The organism is Anaplasma capra (genome assembly GCF_025628805.1).
GTDB classification, from domain to species: Bacteria; Pseudomonadota; Alphaproteobacteria; order Rickettsiales; family Anaplasmataceae; genus Anaplasma; species Anaplasma capra.
The window spans coordinates 45,864-67,957 of record NZ_JAOTBG010000003.1; the positions used below are offsets into that span (position 1 = coordinate 45,864).

The 22,094-nt window shown below is 45.2% G+C and carries 17 protein-coding genes; 7 read left to right on the plus strand and 10 right to left on the minus strand.

The genetic code is table 11. From position 1 onward, the window contains the following. Positions 1 to 21: 21 nt before the first annotated feature. On the minus strand, positions 22 to 645 hold the full coding sequence (locus OC187_RS01320; protein ID WP_396124690.1) for a 5-formyltetrahydrofolate cyclo-ligase: 624 nt from the start codon (positions 643 to 645) through the stop codon (positions 22 to 24). A 150-nt stretch (positions 646 to 795) separates the two neighbouring features. On the opposite strand from OC187_RS01320, the gene OC187_RS01325 reads away from it, so the two are divergent. Both OC187_RS01325 and OC187_RS01330 read left to right on the plus strand, forming a co-directional pair. Continuing rightward, positions 796 to 4,209, plus strand: coding sequence for a hypothetical protein (locus tag OC187_RS01325; protein ID WP_263008507.1), 3,414 nt, complete (start codon positions 796 to 798; stop codon positions 4,207 to 4,209). A gap of 198 nt (positions 4,210 to 4,407) precedes the next feature. Continuing rightward, the gene (locus tag OC187_RS01330; RefSeq protein ID WP_262998037.1) at positions 4,408 to 5,940 is read left to right on the plus strand and encodes a hypothetical protein; all 1,533 of its coding nucleotides are present in this window, start codon (positions 4,408 to 4,410) and stop codon (positions 5,938 to 5,940) included. A 153-nt stretch (positions 5,941 to 6,093) separates the two neighbouring features. Here the strand turns inward: OC187_RS01330 and OC187_RS01335 are convergent, their stop codons facing one another. The 6 genes from OC187_RS01335 to OC187_RS01360 form a co-directional block, all read right to left on the minus strand. Next, the gene (locus OC187_RS01335; RefSeq protein ID WP_263008508.1) at positions 6,094 to 6,699 is read right to left on the minus strand and encodes a hypothetical protein; all 606 of its coding nucleotides are present in this window, start codon (positions 6,697 to 6,699) and stop codon (positions 6,094 to 6,096) included. Positions 6,700 to 6,849: 150 nt separating this feature from the next. Continuing rightward, on the minus strand, positions 6,850 to 8,598 hold the full coding sequence (locus tag OC187_RS01340; protein ID WP_262998035.1) for a hypothetical protein: 1,749 nt from the start codon (positions 8,596 to 8,598) through the stop codon (positions 6,850 to 6,852). 400 nt (positions 8,599 to 8,998) lie between these two features. Further along, positions 8,999 to 10,015, minus strand: a complete 1,017-nt coding sequence (locus tag OC187_RS01345; RefSeq protein WP_262998033.1) for an NAD(P)/FAD-dependent oxidoreductase — start codon at positions 10,013 to 10,015, stop codon at positions 8,999 to 9,001. An 80-nt stretch (positions 10,016 to 10,095) separates the two neighbouring features. Next, a complete protein-coding gene (locus OC187_RS01350) occupies positions 10,096 to 11,430 on the minus strand; it encodes a TldD/PmbA family protein (protein WP_263008509.1) in 1,335 nt (444 codons plus the stop codon). A 9-nt stretch (positions 11,431 to 11,439) separates the two neighbouring features. Next, a complete protein-coding gene (gene folE, locus OC187_RS01355) occupies positions 11,440 to 12,033 on the minus strand; it encodes a GTP cyclohydrolase I (RefSeq protein WP_262998030.1) in 594 nt (197 codons plus the stop codon). 5 nt (positions 12,034 to 12,038) lie between these two features. After that, on the minus strand, positions 12,039 to 12,905 hold the full coding sequence (locus OC187_RS01360; protein ID WP_263008510.1) for a F0F1 ATP synthase subunit gamma: 867 nt from the start codon (positions 12,903 to 12,905) through the stop codon (positions 12,039 to 12,041). A gap of 308 nt (positions 12,906 to 13,213) precedes the next feature. Here OC187_RS01360 and OC187_RS01365 point away from each other — a divergent pair, with 308 nt between their 5' ends. Genes OC187_RS01365 through dnaQ form a run of 3 tightly spaced genes read left to right on the plus strand, consistent with a single transcriptional unit; the run spans position 13,214 to position 15,610 of the window. After that, complete coding sequence (locus tag OC187_RS01365; RefSeq protein ID WP_262998028.1) at positions 13,214 to 14,401, plus strand: NADH-quinone oxidoreductase subunit D; 1,188 nt, start codon at positions 13,214 to 13,216, stop codon at positions 14,399 to 14,401. A gap of 5 nt (positions 14,402 to 14,406) precedes the next feature. Then, the gene (gene nuoE, locus OC187_RS01370; RefSeq protein WP_262998027.1) at positions 14,407 to 14,916 is read left to right on the plus strand and encodes an NADH-quinone oxidoreductase subunit NuoE; all 510 of its coding nucleotides are present in this window, start codon (positions 14,407 to 14,409) and stop codon (positions 14,914 to 14,916) included. After that, positions 14,906 to 15,610 carry a DNA polymerase III subunit epsilon gene (gene dnaQ, locus OC187_RS01375; RefSeq protein WP_262998026.1) on the plus strand — a complete coding sequence of 235 codons (705 nt, stop codon included), beginning with the start codon at positions 14,906 to 14,908 and terminating at the stop codon, positions 15,608 to 15,610. Before nuoE ends, dnaQ begins: the two co-directional genes overlap by 11 nt. 18 nt (positions 15,611 to 15,628) lie before the next feature. On the opposite strand, the gene OC187_RS01380 is transcribed toward dnaQ, so the two are convergent. Next, positions 15,629 to 17,179 (minus strand): YifB family Mg chelatase-like AAA ATPase, encoded by a 1,551-nt coding sequence (locus tag OC187_RS01380; RefSeq protein WP_262998025.1) that lies wholly within the window; start codon positions 17,177 to 17,179, stop codon positions 15,629 to 15,631. Positions 17,180 to 17,504: 325 nt separating this feature from the next. Between OC187_RS01380 and OC187_RS01385 the strand changes: the two genes are divergently transcribed. Continuing rightward, complete coding sequence (locus OC187_RS01385; RefSeq protein ID WP_262998024.1) at positions 17,505 to 18,206, plus strand: hypothetical protein; 702 nt, start codon at positions 17,505 to 17,507, stop codon at positions 18,204 to 18,206. A gap of 365 nt (positions 18,207 to 18,571) precedes the next feature. Continuing rightward, a complete protein-coding gene (locus tag OC187_RS01390) occupies positions 18,572 to 20,440 on the plus strand; it encodes a hypothetical protein (protein ID WP_263008511.1) in 1,869 nt (622 codons plus the stop codon). A gap of 182 nt (positions 20,441 to 20,622) precedes the next feature. Here the strand turns inward: OC187_RS01390 and OC187_RS01395 are convergent, their stop codons facing one another. Both OC187_RS01395 and OC187_RS01400 read right to left on the minus strand, forming a co-directional pair. After that, complete coding sequence (locus OC187_RS01395) at positions 20,623 to 21,156, minus strand: invasion associated locus B family protein (RefSeq protein WP_262998022.1); 534 nt, start codon at positions 21,154 to 21,156, stop codon at positions 20,623 to 20,625. After that, complete coding sequence (locus OC187_RS01400; protein ID WP_263008512.1) at positions 21,150 to 22,022, minus strand: RNA polymerase factor sigma-32; 873 nt, start codon at positions 22,020 to 22,022, stop codon at positions 21,150 to 21,152. Before OC187_RS01400 ends, OC187_RS01395 begins: the two co-directional genes overlap by 7 nt. Between the last annotated feature and the right edge of the window lie 72 nt (positions 22,023 to 22,094).

A 22,094-nucleotide genomic window follows, 5' to 3' on the forward strand; every position in this document is an offset into this window, starting at 1 on the left:
ATGTGCTCTGCTCATAGCTCTTTATCCTTTGTACACAGTATCTTCAGTTACTATGAGATCGAGCCTCTGGTCGTGTACAACAGTCGGAATTTTGCTGCAAAGCTGCGCATTGTACGCAACTCCTATGCATTGACATCGAAAATTCTTCCTTAGAAACGATATTGTGCAATCGTAGTACCCCCCACCGAAGCCCAATCTGTTCAAATTTCTATCAAATGCCACAAGTGGAACAAATAGTATTTGTGGGATGGAAGCTCTCTCGTCTACGGTGTCATCATTCCACCGCTTGAAAGCCAAAATCCTGCTCCCTTTTTCTATGACTGGTACGAGTACTATACTCCCCTGCTCCTCTGCAAACTTCAGTAGTGGTAAAATATCTATCTCTCCATCCATGGGTATATACCCTGCTACTATCCCGCCCCTTTTTATTTTCACATTACGTATGCAGTTGTTTTTCAGCATTTCTGCTGCTTCGTACACGTTAGAGATATTTCTTCTGAGACTGCGGTAGTGGCTCCTCAGGAGTTGCTTTTCTTGCATAGCGTCATCATCTCCGTAACACAATGGTGAGGAATTCGATGCCATGGTAACAGTTTGTGTATAAAAATCTATCCAGTGCTCACACAAAATTATCACCCGGCCCATAGCTAAAGCAAATAGCCTGGATGGCCTCACAGCTATCCACATATATGTGGCAATAAAAGCACATTTTAAAATAAAATATTTTTTTGTTAAACATGTGATATATTTAACAAACTTAGGTGTATAGATTAGACATCACGTTCCGTTATAGCGATGAGCGTGATGCGTGTTTCAAGAGTGATAAATATCATAAAAGGTTCGATAATGGCTAGAACAGGCAGAAGAGTTGTACAGCGCTCTCGGCAATGCAGCAACTTTCAGGAAGAGAGTTTACCGCAGCTGCAACATAATGAAAAATCAGGAGAACAACAACGGGCTGTATCCACTAATTACAGCATAAAAAGTGTCTCCAAGCTAGTCGTTGCTACAACTCTCCTTGCAGCGTGCATAGCCGGATCTCTCTATATAGCAACGGTTATGCTTGCAAGACGGTGGCTGTATCTAGTCATAGCCATAGACGCCTTAGCCACTATGATTTTTGGATGTATTGTATTTGCAATCTTTAGAAGAAAAGCCCCTGCCATTCCCACAAGCGCCCTCATTGCATCTTTTTACGGAAAGCTGTTTGAATCAACAAATGCAGATTCTCAAGCAATGCAGAATTCGTCATCCACAGGTGCGTGCGAGACTATATCAGGGTCACAGCAACCAGTACGCACAGCATGTGCTTCAATGGGGGAACAATCTACTGGAGTGCAGGATGTAAAAGACCACAGTGATGACAGTCTAGTTAGAACGTATGCGTTGGTGCACAGAGCAGAAGAGTCTGAAGATCTGTGTTGTCTTCCTTCTTCGTCTTCGCTATCAGCACAGGATAATACTAGCTCTACCCCTAGTAGCGTATGCACCTATTCTCCAGGAAGAGCTCGCAGCGCGTCCTTGACTTTGCAAACTACAACTCTACCCGAGGGGCAGTTTAGTGGTGCTCTGAGAGCTAGCACTTCAGTAGATAACGTGGCACCGGTCACTACTGCTAGACCAAAAGCCTCGATGCAAGGCGATGCGGTGGAATTCAGGCCTGTTAGCCAGTCAAAGCTAAAATACAGTCTTGGTGTGCATAAAACGAAATTTTCAATATCTAAGAAGATCTCGAAAACTGTTAGACAATTCGGGAGGGAGCTGAGCGAGGCATATATTCCCCGCAGATTGCCAAAACTGAAAGGGATAAAGCATTCAGCGTTTGCACAAATAGGCCATATTGGAAAAGTCATGACCCAGTCCGGTGCGCAACGGGGTGCATCACATAACCCAGATGATATGTCCAGGCCGGGTACCCAAAGCCCTGCTGTAAATTCCGGTATACAACAAAAAGATATGCTGCCCATGGGCAATGGTGCCGTTATGAGAGGATTTGAGGAAGGTAAGGTTGCTTCTGACGGATTTTTGCAGCCAGATACGCATCCCAATAGTGGCGGGAGCGGTATTCGCGCTCATGACACAAGTGCTGCCGCGCCGAAACGGATTGTGGGCACAGAAGTCGAGGGTGCATGCAACGATTTAGGTGCAAAACCCACGGATTTTAGCAGAAGTGGTGCGTTGCCGGGTGATTTGCGTGAAGTCAGCGTGACTGACGAGAAGGAACAAGTGATGGCAGAGGATAGCGAAGGACGGAGCGCGGAAATGTCCGATACGGCTTCAGTGCGCTCTTTATCTTCCGAAATCTCTCATCACTCAGATGCGGTACCATTGGTAACTAAACGCACAACTTCTTCTCTGCAAGCGCTGAAGAAGAGGGTGAAGAGTGTGCGCAAAGTCACTGGCCACATTCTCGGTGGTGTCGTTTTATGGACGGAACAGGCACTTGGAATAAACGACACGGCACCCTCCCGAAAGTATGGCTTTCAGCTTGTATCGGAGTTTTGCGCAGAAGGAGACAATCTGTACCTATTTATAGGAGAAAATACCTATAGACGTTCTCAAGGGCCTTCTTTGACCCAAATTTTAGACACTGCAACACGTAGCTTCTGGTTGCAATCAGGTTCCCTTTATACCGAACTAGGGCGTGTTCCCACTTCAAATCTAGAATATGCAATTTTCCATGAGACACCCGGTTATTCTTCTGGTCATATGGTGGTAAAACTCAACGTATCTGGAAATACCATCCGAGCCGTACTTATGCACGCGTGTGTATGTCGTACACTCTCCATACTTCAAAGTGGGCGTACGGGTAAGGATCTGATGCTATCTGTGCGCACCAACACTAATGGGAGAGTAGGCGTCTTCAAGTTAATGTCTTTAAGCTCTACCTTACAGGATTACAGGCAAGCCTTCTTCCACGCGTATACCGAGAATATGATCCAAGCTGCGGTGAGTTACATAAGTGGTGCAGTGCATAGAAAGCTTTCAGTATCCCGAAGAGAGCAGATTGCAATTCATGATCCATTTGGTGAGTATGCAAAACAAGATCCTGCAGGCATGTCAGGTGTAATTGATGATTTTCTATCACTCAATCCGCTGGGCAAGGCATTATTACACGATGTAGTGGTATCTATAACGTATATAGAAGAGTTGATTAAGTTTAGCATCAGTTCCGGTCACTACCCTGAGCACCATGCACTCTTTTGGAATGTCATGGTAAAACAAAGGTCCTGTGCTAGAAATGCACCCACCGATATACGAACTGCTAGTGGAAGAGATTTTGTTGCAGATCTACATCTCATTTGTGCACTAATATGCAAGAAAAAGGAGATCACAAATAGGAAGCAAGTACGTGCCTTCATAGATAAAATCATGTCTACTTACGATGAAGGCTTAGACGCCAATAGTACACGCGTTGCTCAATATCTGGCACTTGCAACGGTTGCAAGCCCCAAACTTCGAAGGGGAATTAAGGCTTTGCCTGTGTCTAATGGAAGATGGAAGACGCTATTGCAAATTATCGGCTGCACCCTTGATTTGTACATGCAGAATTCCAGGAATTACCACAAGAATATGCTTAGTGTCATAAGTGGAGAAAAACACCCATGTCGTGTTAACGCAGTACTTTTAAGTAATTTTATTCACACTACATCGTATCAGAGAGCTCTGAGTACGGATCGCAAGCTATCTGCACTGCACGATACACTAGGCCCTCAATATACTCCTCATCAGTTTGCTAATAAACCACAATTGAAGCGACATACGCGCACAAAGAGGGGCGCCCTGCGACCCTATGCTATACTTGTTGCAAATCTTCAGAGAGTCTACATGCACGTAGAACAGGGGCGCTATTCACGGAGCATTGTTCCAAGGCTACTAAAAAGTTGGGCGCTTCTTCAAGCAAAGCAGGAGGTAAATGCTGAATCTGAGCCGAGTATTTGTGAAGCGCTGAAATTGCTCCGGTCCAGCCAGAACTCCAAGATGCATTGCGCACAAGACAAAGTTTCAACGCTACCTGACACTGTACTTGCTTCCTGCGTAGTAAATCGCACGAGTTATCCTTTCTCCGGTGCAGTACTAGAAGAAATAGGAGACGCAGCTCTCACTGGATTTTTATCCATAGCAAGTGTTTCTCCAGCCTGTCAGGAATTTTCTTACCTGAGGGAAGTATGTGGTACAAATGTCAGCATAGGTAATGCAATACAATAAACCGCAGTGCGGCAGATAGGGCTTTATGGATCTTGTAAAGTCGAAAAAACAACTCAAAGCAAGGGTGCACGCTGATATATCCTGCATAAATGTAGGAATACTCCTAAGCTTTTAGGATATTATATAAAATAAGATATATCATTTAATACATAATTTAGAATTGGTCCTTAGTGTACTTTGCTAAATGGCTTTTAGGCGATGAATATGAATCTGCTCAGCAAGAGAGTATTTGAGAGTGTACTACCAATTCGAGAATTATTAATTACATCGATTGCCACTGCAACCACCGTCAGCCTAATGCAAAGGCATAATGATGGAAAACACGCTGTATGTGTCTGTGTCTCTTTTATGGTTGTAGCATTTCTGATGCAAAACAAAGGGAAGTTCTTCCGCGACAACATACAGATTTTCTTTTCTGAAAGCGAAAAAAAGGGAATTGTTACATTTGAAGAAGCATCAGTAACTAAAATCTCTATCATTGCTGGTAATAGATACAATGCTGGTATACCGTACGTCATGATCGCTGAACTCAGCAAATCTACAATATGTGTCCAAGGAGAAAAAAAATATGCTGAAAGAAACATAGGCTTACAAGGCTACAGCCATAGCTGGGAACATGAAACCAATTCATCCGACGTGCCTCAGATGACAGTACTAATATCTGGCAGCAATAAGAAAAGTGCTATAGAAGCTGATTTTTCTCATTTTCAAGGTAGAAACAGCCTGGTTATAGATATTAAATCTAAGAGATATAAGGAGCATATGCCACTCTGCCGGATCCGCAGCACTCATGACTACATAAATGGGGCGTTAAACATATGCTTAAGGAAAAAGTCTTTTCTTCAGGTGTTACTAGAAAAATATTTGTCAGAAGAGAATTTTTTTGCCAACAAAGCAAAGGTCATGTACCTAATGTATAACTACGGCAGTACGCTGCAGAAAAGCGTTTCTGTGGCCATGAATAAAACTCTTAAAAGGTTATTGCAATTTGAGCTATCACAATCTTATTCGGAAAGTATAGTAAAGCCAATCATGCCAGAGGAAAGTCTTTCTGGTGCATTTGGTTATCTTGAAGAGGAACAATTCAAATCTTTAGAGTCCGATATTCTCACACTCGTAAAGATAAGAGCGTGTGAATATGAAAATTTGCATGAATCTCTCAGTCACCAGATATACAGGGACATCATAAGTCCAAGTGTGGAGGAAATAATTGCATGCTATCCAGATAGATCAAATCAGGAAACAAACACCTTTTTTAAAAAACACATCTCATCCACTAAAACCTTGATACCAAAGATGAGAGCCATACATAAGTACATAGAAGCCTGTAAGAAATATAATGGTAAGCAGTTACAATGCGCTTCCATTCGCAATGGTGCCGATGCAATGGATACATATGCCTACCACGCCCTTTATAATTTTGCTGGACGGGAGGGTATAAAAACGGACGATTTAGACGCCGTGATTAGGCGAGCTAGGGATAGAATTTGCAGAAAGTACGGAGAGCTATTTGTAGATGATATAGTAGGAATTGCGAAGAAGGTTACTGCACACACTGGTAAAGTGAGGGTAAAAATCAAAAGGCTAAAATCTCAAGATACAGAGGATGACAAAATATACGATGATGATGCAGAAGATTATGCGTTATGCAATAGTAGCGATGTTAATACCCTTCAGGATGAGCTGATCAGTGTCCCACTATCTGAAAGTAGTACCCGCGGTATTTGCTGAGAGGTTCTTAAATAACGTATTGTGTGCGGAGCATGTGGGTAGCCAACTCTCCTTTGGGGAGCGCGCTACCCCTTTCTCTTACGCTCCCCACGTTAACAATACGCGAGTCAGCTTCAGGATTTACTGCTTTTGTGGATACAAAGCAGACACAATCTAGCCAATACGCTGCCCCGTTGGGCGCGGGTCTGCACCTCGTGGTTTTGTGGTCAGAATGTATCCCCCATCATCTAATGCTTGATCATACGACGGATGAACTGCTAGCTGGCGTTCATCCGCTGCAGGTTCGGGCTCTGCTGCAACAACCATGACCTTCCGCGCACTCTCTTCTCTCATCTGACACTGTACCATCGTAACCGGAGATGTAGCACTTGTTACGTTAGGCTGGTCCAACAGTGTGGTGGTATGCTGCAATCTTGGCACAGAAGAAGATCCTGAACTTTGTTGTGGTACACTATCTGACTCCATAGAGGCACTTTCATTACGGATGGTATGCCCGCTGCAGTACCCCCCAGAAATGACAATGTCAATGAGCATTATGCTACAAGCAATCGTTATACACAGTGCTGCAGCCGCAGAAAATGCTGTGATACACCACTTGGAAATGTCGCTAGGAACCGTAGCAGAAGGCAGCGTAACGGAGACGATAATACCAGATACACACAAAAGGGCTAAAATAAATGCAACGTTGGCCACTATGACGCGTGGCCCTGACTCAGAAGCGCAGCTAGCCATAACCTCCTCATCATAATCCTCATACACTATGCTACCTCGCAACTATGGATGGCGTTACCTTGCACCATATTAGCATTAATATGACATTAAAATACAGGGAATCTGTGTACTACATATTGTGGTATAATTGCAAGACTTACACATAAGAAAGAGCATTACAAATGCGTGAAACAGGCATTAGCCGCGGTATATAGCTCCTACATCTGACAACTTATAAAAAGATGCGTGTTCCATTACGGTTTCGTACCGACGCCCCGTTATGCCGACGCACCTCCAGTTGTCAACTGCAGGAATTTCTATCTGGCAATCGTAAGCGCACAGAATTTTCTCCATATGAAGGCTTCCCAATGCGTCTCTGTACAGGCGTAAAATTGATTTTGCAATAACCGTCGACAATGCTTCATATGTTATGGATCTGAACCCCAATGCATCACACATATAGTACAGCATGGAAGAGGCTCTTTTTATTACTACACCCTCACGTGCACGATTCGACTTTAACATATTGTTTGCATGTGTAGCATCCAGTAGATCCATCCCCGTATCTTCTGTAAATCTCTTAGCCATAAACGAATATGCAGCGCAACTTTTGAGCATTGGAAATTCATGAAATGCAAACATGCACTCAATCAGATTGTTTTGATACAGTTCTAGCATTTGATCATCAGTCGTAGAGGAGTGAAATAACAGCCCGAATATTCTAAAACACCAGCTATATGCGTATCCGGCATCCTGAAATCTTTCACACAACACACTGCCAATGGTGCGGTCCATACATGCGGCGATGTACCTTATCTCCCGCCGTTTCCTTAAAAAGTCTCTGAACTGCTTCCTTAAGGCTTCCATATCCACCGCCATACCGGCACAACATCTACTTTCCTCGGGCAATAGTGCATATATCAGGGCAAAAGAGCCCAGTTTTCCGGTGCTATCGCCTATTTTTCTACCATGCAATCTTGCTGTAAGTGCCCTGTCTTTAATTAACTTGAGTAAGGCCTTCAGAGTTTGAATTTCTTCATTTGGGTAGTTGCCCGGGTTTTTGCTCCAAAATTTTAAAACATAAAAAAATAGCCCTCTATTATGCTCAACGTCTGCCAATATGTGTGCGATTTCCGGTTCTATAGGCGCCAGTCCCCCGCCCCTCATCGCACGTGCTGCATCATGATTTTCATTTGATTTCCCTGTATACAGAATGCGCAATAGGCTTTTGTATATGCGAAGGTAGTAGATAAAAAACAGGCTTCCAGGGCCGCTTGACAGCGCATCAAAACTGGACATGACTCTCAGTATATCAGCTCGTGTGCTTATACGAAGTTCGAAAAACAGTATTGGAGGCAAGGATTCTTGTTTGGGAAAGGCAATCACCAAATTACTAGCTCTGCGCATAACATTCTTGAGTTGCTGGTAGCTACCAAACTTATGCGGTACATAGCCTTTGGGAAGCCTAATCGCTACAGTTGTATTATCACGTACTAGAGAGACTTTTTTGGGAAATCTCCCTCGGGCCACGACGTACCATGAATGATCTTCAGATGAAAAGGTCAGTTTAGCACCGCTTCCCAGCATATCTTTCCACTTTTCTGGAGAAAAGACATCTCGAAAAAGCGACACTAATCCATCATCTGGAGAATCTATCCTCAGAAGCAAAGTGGGGCCCACGGAACTCACGACGCGATGCACCACAAATAGAGCCATAAATAACCCTAGTATTACGCTCAATACAAGCGAACAGGCCGTTCTAATTTCTACTGGATAAATTCTCAGATTTGCCGTACCAACGCATACTGCGATCATGACTGCACAAATCGCAACCAGCGCCAAAGCTGTTTTAGCCGCATATAATACTACACCTTCTCTTGACAATAGAGGTGCACCGCTATTCCTTACTTCTTTTAGACTATGTGACAAACTCGCTTGCTCTTCCATGATCTCCCTACTCTACACTACAAGATATTGCATGAGAAAGCGCCCTCCCCTTCCAGGTTACAAAACACTGCATACTCACACGTTCAGGTAGGATAGTTGATAGCAAAAGTTGAGCGAGTGCTTATAATTAAGAAAAATATATATTAGCGCTCCGGTAGCATAGGTAACGATGTTTTAATTATTTAGGAAATTCCCTTACCCATGAGCCCGCAAATTGGCAAGAAACTGGTAGCTTGGCTTTACACCTTCATCATGCTCGACCCAGTTACGTAAGAAGTATTTGAGAACAGTGAAAGGATACCTGCAGCGTGTTGTGCCTGACATAGTTTTAGGAAAAGCCCTCCACCGCTCAGTTGACCGTGAAATCCCCCTTCCGGTGCCCTCTATAAAAGTGTGACAATTAGGGAGAAGGCATCTCTTTTGAAGTTGAATATTGGAAGTTTAAAGGAGTATCCGGGAATAACACTTTGTATATGTCGTGGCACGCGAGCGCAGATTCAGAAAACCCAACTAGTATAAGTTTCAACTTACCCTGGTAATACGCCACGTCTCCTACGGCGTATATTTTAGCGCGTGCTGTTCTGCATGTTGATTGATTTATTGGTATATGAAAATTCTCAATATTGAGCCCCCAGTGAGCAATTGACTGAAGATTGGCTGAGATTCCAAAAAATGGTAATAGAAAGTCAGTATCTATGTGGATTTCCTCTTTAGAGGCTATGTTCCTAACCATTACTCCATCTAGTATGCCATTTTTGCCCACGAGCCCTGCTAGTTGGTAAGGGACTAGTAGTTTGATCTTATTGCACTCGGCCAAGCTTTCCAAGTTACGTAAAGTATTTGGGGAGCAACGAAAGGCGCGCCTTCGGTGCACCACGTGTACCGAACTTGCAATCTGAGATAAGCTCACTGCCCAGTCGGCTGCGGAATCTCCTCCTCCCGCAATAACCACACGCTTTCCGTCAAAGCGTGATTTGTCGCTCACGTGGTAGAAAATGGACTTACCTTCATATTCTATGATTCCATCCAAAGGTGGGCGATTGGGGCCAAACCCTCCAGAGCCCGCAGCAATGATAATTGCCCTGCAGCGCACTCCCACTTTCTTATCTGTGACAACGACAAAGCACCCATCTTCCTCGAGCACTTGCTCTGCAGTGTGCCCCAGTATGTAAGTGGGCTTGAACTGATCAGCTTGACTTTTAAGGCAATTTACTAAATCTCTAGCGAGGATTACGGGATACGCCGGTATGTCATATATTGGCTTTTCTGGGTAAAGTACAGAACATTGGCCTCCCACTTCGCCTAAGGCGTCGATAACACAAGAGCTCATACCCAGCATTCCGGCTTGAAAAACTGTAAAAAGCCCAACTGGACCTGCGCCTATGATCGCTACGTCGCTAGTGGCACATATTTCCACACCAGCTCCTCTTTCACCCTACCAAACCAGCGTGCCATGAATAACAACACAGCACACTTCGAATAAAGCACGAAAACGTGCTAATTAACTCCAGAAACCACCAGGGTATCGAACCTCAAAGTTGGGGCGTTCACAGATCTTAAAAACAGCAAATCGTTTGCCACACGCATGTCTGCGAACATTTCTAACAGATTTCCAGCAACCGTTATGCCGTGCACTGGGTGCGTGATTTTGCCATTTTCGATCATAAACCCAAAGGCTCCCTGGCTATAATCACCCGTAGCCAAATTAACTCCAGATCCAAAAATGTCAGTTACATATACACCAATCCTAATATCCGACATTAACTCTTCAGGAGAAATATCGGTACCCTGCACGTAAAAATTGCTAACATCGGGACTGACCGATGCGTTGCTACGCCTCACAGCGCTTCCCGTAGTCTGCAACCCTAGCTGCTTTGCTGTGCGCATGTCTAACAACCAGCTCTTCAGTACTCCATTCTCCACAACGTTATTCCTGCGGCTATCGATTCCTTCTCCGTCAAATGGTCTTGAAGAGAGCCCTTTTTGCATCAAGGGATCATCGATTATATTAACGCTGTCACGAAAGACGCTACAATTCATGCTATTGGCGAGGAACGACGTTTTGTCAGCTATAGAATCCCCACTAATCGCGGTTGCAAAACTCCTCAACAAGGAAGATGCCACACGATTTTCAAACAGCACAGGAACCTTGCAAGTCTTTAGCTCTCGGGCATCAAGCCTTCTGAGCGCCCTAGCAGCGGCGTCTGCGCCCAAAACTTTAGGTATCTCCAAATCAGCAAAGAAATTCTTTGCCGAAAAGCTATAATCCGCCTCCATTTTCCCGTTAAAAGAGGATACAACAGAAACGGAGGTGGAAAACCGAGACCTCTTGTATGAGCCCCTAAATCCGTTGGAAGTCGCGAGCACTATATCGCTTTTTGAGTGGGAAAAGGACGCGCCTTCAGAATTGACTATTTTGCTATCGTAAGAAAGCGCAGCTTCCTCGATGTCGGTAAGCATTTTAGAAATATTTGCAACTTCAACTACAAGATCATCAAATAGCATCATACCGCTGACATCCTTGCTGTATTCACCGTCTACATCACTTATTGAAATGTATGGATCTTCCGGTACAGACGACGCTATGGAAATTGCAGCATCTATTAAATCAGAGACTTTACTCAGGTCATTAAAAGAAACGCAAGAGTATCGCTTGTTATCAATTATAATTCTTATGCCAACTTGGCAATTCCGCGAATGAAGAGTTTCCTCAGGTTTTAACAAACGCTGCGAAACCACGGTGGACTCATCAACGCAGGCAATCACTTCCCACGCCACACCCCTTGACTTTACAGCACTGATGACTCTATCGGCAATATCATGGGTATTCAAACCATACTCCTACGAAAACTTGTGCCCTACTCTGCAAAAAAACTCGCTGCGTACACTACGATCATCCTGAAACATACCCAGCATGCAACTAGTCTGCAATCTGAAGTCGCGCTCAATCACCCTTCCAGAACATTGAAAACACCAGTGTCCGGCCTCCATAAGCACAGCAACGCCAAGGGGATTTAAAAGGCTGTTCAAAAAATGTGCAACTTGAACAGCTAAGCGCTCCTGCAGTTGTAGGCGCTTAGCAAAAATGTCTACTATCTTAACCATCGCACCGACTCCCAACACGGTAGCTCTAGGTATGTATGCAACGTCAGCAGTTCCAGTAATTGGAACCATATGGTGCTCACAACTGGAAGAAAAGCTCACTCCCTTGAAGAGTATCATGTCGCAGTAGCCTTCATTCGCAAGAAGAGAACTGCTGAAGTCAGATGACTCGAGCTTGTATCCGCTGAAGGACTCCTTGTACGCGTTTAAAGCCCTTTTAGGCGTAGAGGCCAGACCACCCCTGTCCGGAGAATCACCAATCCACCTTATTAGAGTCTTAATCGCCTCCTCAGCGTCTCCATCAGAGGGTCTATCAATAGGATCCTTGCGCATATACCCTAGCCCAGAGCCTCACACCCACTGACAACTTCTATCAAATCAGTAGTAATAGAGGCCTGTCTCGAGCGGTTATAATCTAATAGAAGGCGATCTAGCATGCTTTTTGTATTGGAGTTGGCGGATTCCATGGCAACCATGCGACAACAATGTTCACAGGTCAGGCTATCGCATAGGGCTAAATACAACCTCCCTATGCAGTGACTCAAGCACAGTTTTCTGCGCACAGACGCAAGATCTGGGTCGTAGCTACACGTCACTTTATCTTCACTGACAACACCGAAATCCCTAGAATCCTCAGAGCTGCTTATTACCAAAACATCCTCCATTACCGGTTCTTGCCGCGAGAAGCTATGAAACTTGCTATAAAGCGCAACCACCCTGCTGTAGGATGCGAGATCCACACTCAAACCGTACAGCATACTCTTAAAATTCAAAAAACCGAGACCCTTGGGCTGAGGCACTACCCCAATGACCTCACCAAAAGCTTCTAAGTATCCCTTACCTACTGACTCGCACGCCTTTGTCCCCACAAACAGGAAATGCAATTTCTCCTGTGCGTTACTAGAAGCTACGGAAGCAAGATACTCACGCAGAGCCCTTGCGATTAGGTGATTAAAGCCCCCACAAAGACCTCTATCAGACGAAAACACCACCAACAAAACCCCGGAGGATGCCTCTCCGGTACCAACCAGGCATCCATGCTCAGTAGCTTCTCTATCCACCCTATCGCAATAGTCCCGTGCGCGGGCAACACCCTCTTTGGCAATGCGAAACTTAGATGCAGAAATCATCTGCATGACTCTGGTTGTCTTCTGTATGGACTTTACACTCTTTATTCTCGAAGAAAGGGCCTTGAGATTGGCCATAAGCACACCCAACTATTACGCTACGAGTATATTATCTTTTGGTGTTTGCACAAGCTCTAAAAGCAATGCCAAGAAGGAATGGTATAGAATCTAAAAACCCACGGTGCAACGTTCCTTCACAAAAATGCGCTCGATGTGGTTACTAGTTTATGCTGCACAATTATCATCGCATATTCTGGTTTAGTGGTGGGAAGTTATGTACTATCCGCCTAAGTACGCCCTTTAGTCTTACTTGCTTATGCTCAAAATTTGAACTTGACATCTATGTCTGTTGAGGGATACTTGAGCTTATCCTTTGCTCGCTCCAGATGTCTGATTTCCGCAGCGGCCAGATTAAGCCAATGACCATAAATTTCGGTCCGCAGCATCCCGCAGCCCATGGAGTCATGCGCCTGGTGTTGGAAATGAGCGGCGAGATTATAGAACGGATAGACCCGCATATAGGCTTGTTGCACAGGGGCACTGAGAAGCTCATAGAGTACAAAACTTACCTTCAGGCACTTCCGTACTTTGATCGTCTAGATTATGTCTCCCCGATGTCTCAAGAACATGCATACTCCCTGTGTGTGGAAAGGCTGCTGCAGTGCACTGTTCCACCTAGAGCAAAGTACATAAGGGTAATCTTCTGCGAGCTTACGCGAATCTTGAATCACTTGCTGAATGTCTCTAGCCAAGCACTTGATACAGGCGCTATGACACCACTTTTGTGGATGTTCGAAGAAAGAGAGAAGATACTCTCCTTCTATGAGAGGGCTTCTGGAGCCAGATTTCACGCAGCATATATAAGGCCCGGAGGGGTGGTGGCAGACGTACCGGATAATCTATTGGAAGATATATACGCGTTTACAGAAAGCTTTCCTAAATTACTAGATGATGTGGACGGTTTACTGACGGAAAACAACATATGGAAGCAGCGCAATGTTGATATCGGCGTAGTGTCAAAGTCGCAGGCCATTGATTGGGGGTTCTCAGGGCCAATGCTCAGGGCATGTGGCGTACCATGGGACTTAAGAAAGAGCCAGCCGTATGAAATATACGAAACCCTAGATTTTAAAATCCCCGTGGGTAACAATGGGGATTGTTATGACAGATATTTGGTGCGCATGGCTGAAATGCGCGAATCTATATCAATAGTCAAGCAATGCCTAGACGGTATACCCGATGGTCCTGTGAAGACTGACGATCGCAAGATCTCACCACCAAGAAGAGAGGAATTAAAATACTCCATGGAAGCGCTCATCCACCATTTTAAGTTATTTTCCGAGGGTTATAAGGTTCCTGAGGGTGAGGCATACGTGGCAGTGGAAGCTCCCAAAGGCGAATTTGGAGTCTACATAGTATCAGATGGAACTAATAGACCTTACAGGTGTAGAATAAGGGCGCCGGGCTTTGCCCACCTACAAGCGATAGATGCAATGGCCAGAGGGCATATGCTTGCGGATCTAACTGCGATCATAGGTTCGTTGGATATAGTGTTTGGGGAAATAGATAGGTAGAGTTCATGGATCAGAGCGCGGAGAAGTTCGAATTTACGGATAGTAATTTGGAGGAAGCTCGCAAGTATATTAGTTATTACCCAGAGGACAAGAAATCTAGCGCAGTCATGCCACTTTTGCACATCGTACAGAACCAAGCCGGGGGTTTCATACCGCAGTCTGCCATAGGCTATATAGCGGATCTTCTAAGCATGAGGCCAGTGCATGTACGTGAGGTCGTTGAGTTTTACTCTATGTATAACACCGCTCCAGTTGGAAAGTATTTAGTGCAAGTCTGCCGTACGACTCCATGCTGGCTGTGTGGTGGAAGCGATGTGTTGAGCGCGTGCAAGAGCGTGCTAGGAGTTGGTGTGGGTGAGAGTACCAAGGACAACCTTTTTACCCTCAGAGAAGTTGAATGTCTGGGAGCCTGTGTTAACGCTCCAGTAGTGCAGATTAATGATGACTACTATGAAAAATTGGATTCCGCAAAGATACAGAAAATTTTGCACGAGCTAAAACAAAGTGAGAAGTAGAGAGATAGTTTTAGATACAGAAACCACAGGTTTAGATGCAGCTAGTGGTGACAGGATAGTAGAAATCGGCTGCGTGGAACTCATAGACTCAGTGATGACCGGGCAGGTTTTTCATGAATACATTAATCCGGAGCGCGTTATTCCCATTGCAGCAACAAAAATCCACGGCATTACCAACGATATGGTCAAGGATATGCCGAGATTTGCTGAAGTAGCAGATAAGTTTTTCAACTTTGTTCGGGATAGCGTGCTGGTAATACATAATGCCGGGTTTGACCTCAAGTTCATTGAAATGGAAATGGAGCGCATTGGTGGAACAAAAAAGCTGAATAACCCCGTAGTGGACACACTGGAGGTGGCGCGTAGAAAGTTTCCCGGCATGCCTGCTAGCCTGGACGCCCTGTGCAAGAGGTTTGATATTTCCACGAGTAGTCGCAAATTCCATGGAGCACTGAAAGATGCGACCTTATTGGCACGGGTTTATGTTGAACTGTGTGGTGGTATACAAAGAGCTCTAAACTTCACAAATGAAGAGTCAAATCAAGAATCAACAGTGGGGCTTTGGCGCTCATCTAAACCTGTGCGAAGGGCTCCACGTACATTTACGATCAGTGATTTAGAGCGCAAATTGCACATGGAGTCCATAAGCAAGGTAAAAAATCCTATATGGAACATGTATCTAAAAAGCGAATAGTAGCGGTGCTGCATTCCCTCATACCGAGTTTTCGTCGTTTCCGCAGCGATAGCTAGAAAAACCCACAGCCTCTGCCACATGATCTTCAATTATCGCTTCTTGCGCGGCCAAATCCGCAATGGTTCTGGCGACCTTTAAGATCTTTGAGATATCTCTATTAGATAGATTACCATCCTCGAGGACTCGCATTAAAAGCTTTTTTGCCGCTTTATTCATACTACGTACTATGAACTTCTCAATCTCGCTGGCACCCAATACTGCATTGTGCTTTCTGTTATGATTGTACCTTTCCCCCTGCAGATACCTGGCCTTAACAACCCTTGCTTTCATTGATGCAGAATTTGCAGAGCTATCATAAACCTTTTGTGCAAACACGCTTACATTTTCTACTTCTACTTTAATATCTATCCTACTCATAATCGGCCCAGAAATCTTACTCTGATATTCTGCGCCACATCTAGGTGCCCTAGCGCATCTTCTGTTTAAATCATTTAAATATCCGCATCTACATGGATTCATTGCAGCTACAAGCTGAAAGTTGGCTGGATAGGTGATATGAGCGTTGACCCGTGATATAACAACTTGCCTATCTTCCATGGGTTGCCTAAGAGATTCTAAAACCGATCGAGAAAATTCGGGTAACTCGTCCAGAAATAGCACACCATTATGAGCCAAAGTGATTTCTCCGGGTAGAGCTTGCCTTCCTCCTCCAATCACTGAGGCCAGTGAGGCAGAACTGTGTGGCTCACGGAATGGTCTAGAGGTCACAAGATGGCGCATACCTTTTTGTGTTATGCTAGAAATGACATTTATCTCTATCACCTCTTGCGTATCTAAATCTGGAAGTATTCCTATTAACCTCTTAGCTATCATCGATTTACCCGAGCCAGGAGGGCCGATCATCAAAATGTTATGACCTCCAGCAGCGGCTATTTCCATAGCGCGTTTTACAACAGAATGCCCGCGCACATCTTGCATATCGGGAAGGACTTGGGTTCCACTTCCTCCGGGTGCCTGTACCGGAGAGTTTGAGTGCTGCAAAGATTTATCTGCTCCTTCAACACCGTTGAGATAGTCCACAAGTGGTAGGAGATGCTTTGGCCCCAACACGGGGACATCGTAAATTAGCTGAGCCTCCGTTGTATTCGCATATGGGCATATCACTCCCTTACATAGATTTTTTGCGTTTACTACGGCAGCTAAAACTCCGGATACAGGAGTAATTCTGCCGTCTAAAGCCAGTTCACCAAGTACGATATACGCCTCGAGACCTTCTGGCTTCTTCACCATCCCAGTGGCGACTAATATCCCAAGTGCAATTGGCAAATCGTAGTGGCTACCTTCCTTAGAAAAACCCGCTGGCGACAGGTTAACGGTAATCCTTTTTGGAGGAAGTGAGATCTGTATTGAGGATAACGCGGCTCTAATTCTTTCTCGAGATTCCGCCACAACCTTGTCAGGCATTCCTACAATGTTGAATGCTGGAAGACCATTAGCCACATGTACTTGCACCACAACATCTACTGTACACACTCCAATAAACGCCACTGTGTGTACATCAGCAAACATTGCGATAAAGACCTATCGGGACCACCATTTTAACAAAAGTACCTTAAGTTACCAGAAAAATATTAATATGTTAAGCACTTGCATCGTCGCCACGAACAACGCAATACAGGGGCTAGAGGGGGAGCCCAGCTGCCTCTTCGATTGTGATTATGAGTCAATGGACCAAGACTTCCCCTTCTTATCGATATTAAAGCCCCAGCTACGACTACACCTCCACACACGTATTCGTATATATCAACTGCTTTTTACTATATGCAAATATGAAAATATTTTTACTACTCTCGTTAAATAATTACACTCTCTAAAATTGTTAGTAGATTTCTGTATGAATAAACATTTAGACTCATCCTCAGTGTTTTACAGTCTTACCTTTTTGTCGAGAGTACTCCTTATGAAACCCTATATATCAAGATACACACGGCTCTTTTGTTTTGCCGCACTCATTACCGCAGCACTACCAGGAACATCCGCACTTGCAATGGAAACAATAGAAAAACCTACAACCGCTGATCTAGGCATACGCCTAGGCATGTACCATGAAGGGGATAGACTTCCATTGCGATCCAAAAGCAGTGACGAAACCTTGCCAAATACAAAAAACTACAGCGCTCTGGCTGGAGTGAGGTATGTGGTAACGACAAAGAAAGTCGGTAACCTCTCCGCAGAGATTGGATATGTATACCGCTCCGAACAACTTTTGCAGAGCTACAGCTTTGTAGAGATGAAAAAGCGCATAGAAAGCTCTGCATCTTTATACGCAGAGGCACGTTGGGGCACTAAAGGATTGCTATTGGTCCCCAACTTGGAATTCAGCTTAGGCGCCAACGTTGGAGGTGAAAAGGTTGAGCAGGGCACTGTTCCCGTGCGCTTCATGGGTGGTTTTACGTACAAAGTTGGTGGTATAACTAGTGTATATACCGGCCTCCAATACGTAATGCATATGAATGTCAAATCACCTGTGAGCCCTTCTCTTGTAAATGGCAAGGGAATCTCAAGATACGTAGTAGGGGTGGAGTTTGCCATATAGCAACGCGATAACGCAACTTCACCCACAGAGGGGCGCGTTTAGATAAAGTGCACAAAGTTTCGCAGTGCACATTACAGGGGCGCGCTTCTCTCATTCTGGCCTAATATCTAAATTCACTACGGCTTAAAGCTATAAAAGTATATATCTGTCATTTGGTGATAATCCCAGTATCGGAGACATGTTCTCAAAATGTCTTTCATGGCGGATGTTTTTACTACCTCATATCCACACGTATCACCACATAGTTATACATTTAGTATCTACATTTTGACTAATCAGGTAGTTCTGTGATAAAGTATAACGTGTGTGCTTATCTATGGAATACAAGCACATGTATGTAGCTTACTACTTATCTTGCTAATGTCATGGGAAACAATCTGGTTAAAGGCATCGCAAATGAGATTATAGGCCAAGGGGCCGATCATCGCGTAGTCAATGAAGTTGTTATAAGGGCGATATTGTTCGCATTGCTTCAGGGAAGAGCTCCGAAATACCGATTGAGGGTTCAAAGAAGGGCTAGGGGCTTCCGGTACCTATACGATGTAAGTAGGGCGGGTCACACCGTTAGATACGAAAAGCTTCGGGAAATGTGTGCCCGTGACACGGTAGTTAGAGACGTTGCAAGTGGTGACGGCCTTGAGTCGCTGTGCAGATATGCTTTCTCAATAGTTGCGTTCATGCCTGAGCATGTTGGTGATCTGCTGTTCTCCTTGGGTGCTGGCTCTGGCAACTGTTCAGAAATTGTTGACACCATCGAAAAGTTGCATGGCGCAGTTGCGCGCCTAAAGAAGATGAGGAAATGTGGCGGAGATGGGTGCCAGATACAATGGGGCAAGGTATACACAATTTTCAGGAGGTCCTTCTGTAAGGCTGTGGATTCATCAAGCCCAGCGGAGCTAGAGTGTTTTGCATATAAGGTATTCTCAAGCAAAGCTTGTGATGTGGTTTCCGAAAAGCTGAGCAACCTTTCCCACATACTTGAGCAAGAGTTGATTGAGGAAAATGCAGCCGAAGTTTCAAAACTGCTTGGTTTCCTGTCAAACTTCGATGCTAGGCTTGAGGGATATCACGAGCTGTGCAGCACAAGCGAGGAGTCCTGCAAGGAGTTCTTTTTGGGGATAGATATAGCAGGAGTACAACAAGCCATCAAAGACTGCGGCATGTGGCATCGCTCTGTGGGCTTGATAACCGCTGAACGGATACGTAAGTGCGCTCGGGTGAATGCTAACACGCTAGCGGCCATATCCATGCTGCTGAATATGCATCTGGAGATATCTTCGTGCAATGTGGAGGCAATTATCCACTGCGACGGTAGCATTGCATATACATTCGCGCGCGATTTCTCCTTTCCTTTCATGAAGACGCTACACTATGGGCACATAGATGAGGGAATCCTTGCGAGCCCTGCAGGTAGGTGCCTAGTGGATTTAATGATTAAAAACCACAACTCACGTGAAGTGTGCAAGTTCCCGCTGTCTTACAGTGAGATAGCCGCAGTCATAAGGTGCCTAAATGAGATGATGCAGGATCCTAGGGCACGTGAGCGTGTTGCGTACTACATACATGAAGCCCTGTGCAGGAACCCAGAGGGTAGTACAAACGTGTATAGGATGTCAATGGAGCTTGTTTCCCAAATACATGGGAGATTGCAGTTTTTGCAAAAATTCGTTGATAGCCCTGATTATAAGTGTTTGGCTGAGTTTCTTATGCAATCTCAGTGCTCAGATACCAATGAGCATTTCCGCAGATTCCTAGTTGAGAAACGAGGGTACGCGGTGCTTCCTTCTGTATCAAAACAGAAAGCCAAAGCGTTATCTGGTAAGGCAGTTACCACTCTGATATACGTGGGATATGCGGCTTCCTTGCTGTTACTTGCTGGTGGTATTGGGGCCATCGGAGTTTACTGTGTTTACGCCTCAGGTCTCCAGGGTGATTTAGCGATAGCGATCGGTGGGGGTGCACTACTACTACTGGGTATCGTGGCAGGTGTTGTGACGAGGCTTACAGATTGTAGGAGGGAAAAGGCTGCAGATGAGCACCGTGCATCAGAGAGAGGAGCTTCATGCTGCCACCCAGAAGAAGTCGAGCTTGTTGAACATGACGCTGAACACGATGACTGCGCTGAAGAGGAAATTACGCCACCAATGGCGAGCAGCAAGCACCTAATACCAGTTACTATCGAGTGCAGCGCAAGCATCAATAACTCGATAGGATCAGTGGGACAAGGAGCGTAGCCCGGCGCACAACCCGAAGTGCTTGCGCCAAAAAACGCGGGCGGGCGTTGTCGCGCCGACACCGGGACAAGCTATCAGTTGCCAGGCCCGGGGAGACTCTCCAAGGCTCTAACCCCCCTCTACTGCCGCAAGAGGGCGCGTGGCAGCGCCCTCTTGTACTTAACTCGTGAAAGCGGCGGCTTTTAGTCCCCGCCACTGCACACCTTTCTCATTCTCTCGTAAGACTTACTGAACCCCCTGAGAGAGTACACACTTTCGACTTTCCTACCATCTTCGGCATATCCCACAGCAGACATACTCAGACCTCGCTTGAAAGCGTCTATGAGAGCGGAATCAATATCAGCATTTTCAGCCCACGCTACTTGGTCATCGATGATAGATACGGAATATGACTTCTTCTGGTCAACGGTGAGCACCACAGGCTTATTCCCGTACTTAACACCAAATGTAACGCTTACCTCATCAAAAACGTCACTGACCCTCGTTACCATTATCGCCGCATCACCGCGAGTCTCACCATCACCATGCTTGGTAGGAAAGGACAACAGATAGCAGAATCTCTGACCTTCCTGCACCGCAGTGTATATGCTCCAATCTTTATTTTTCTCAACGAGATACACATTCCCTATTCCAGCGAGCAAAGCGTTGGAAGACCACCCAGAAGAAGGTAAGCAACACAAGACACAGAAACAAACCAAAAACCTCACGATTAACATCCCACATTCACCCTATTAGCCTCAATAAATGCCTTGATCTTGCCGAGCGCCTGCAACTCGATTTGCCTTATCCTTTCCTTAGAGACGCCGTATTCCTCACTCAGTTTCTCCAGAGTGTCTGGACGCTCCTGTAGCCTACGCCTAGCAAAAACATCGCGATGCCTCTCATTCAGAGTGGAGAGAGCAGCGTCAAATATAGCCTTCTTAACAGTACTTTCCTCATCTGCAAGATACACAACCTCCTGGCTGGGCAGCGCAGAGGGTATAAGGTCCTGCAGCTCCACAGAACCTTCACTGTGCACACGCTCATTGAGCGAAACATCCCTGTTTGCAAAAAATCTATCCATTTGCTCTACCTCCTCTTCCGAAGTGGAGCACTCCTCTGCAATGGCTTTGATTTCTTTTTTGGTTATTTGTGAACCATAACTCAGCAATCGCTTCTTTATCTTTCTCAGGCTAAAGAACAGCTTTTTTTGTGCTTGTGTAGTGCCAACACGTATGCAGGACCACGAACGCAGAATATAATCCTTGATTGAAGCTTTGATCCACCATATAGCATAAGTTGCAAGCCTAAAGCCAAGATCAGGGTTAAACCGCTTCACTGCTTGCATCAGGCCTATATTCCCCTCCATTATGAGCTCCATCATAGGGAGTCCATAGTTCTTGAAGCCCATGGCAATCTTCACCACCAACCTCAGGTGGCTGGTAACCAACTTGTGAGCATCTGCAACTGACCCCTTCCTGTACCAATTCTCGGCCAGGCGCCTCTCTTCTTCTTCGGAAAGGACAGGAAAGGTGCGCACTTGGTCAATGTACGAAAGCAGATCATCAGACCCAACACAAGAAAAAACCGACGCTGCAAGCATACTAGCAACACCCCCTATTTACAACCAACCGCCAGCGGCATGTGTATCATATAGGTAGAGTATAGTAAATTT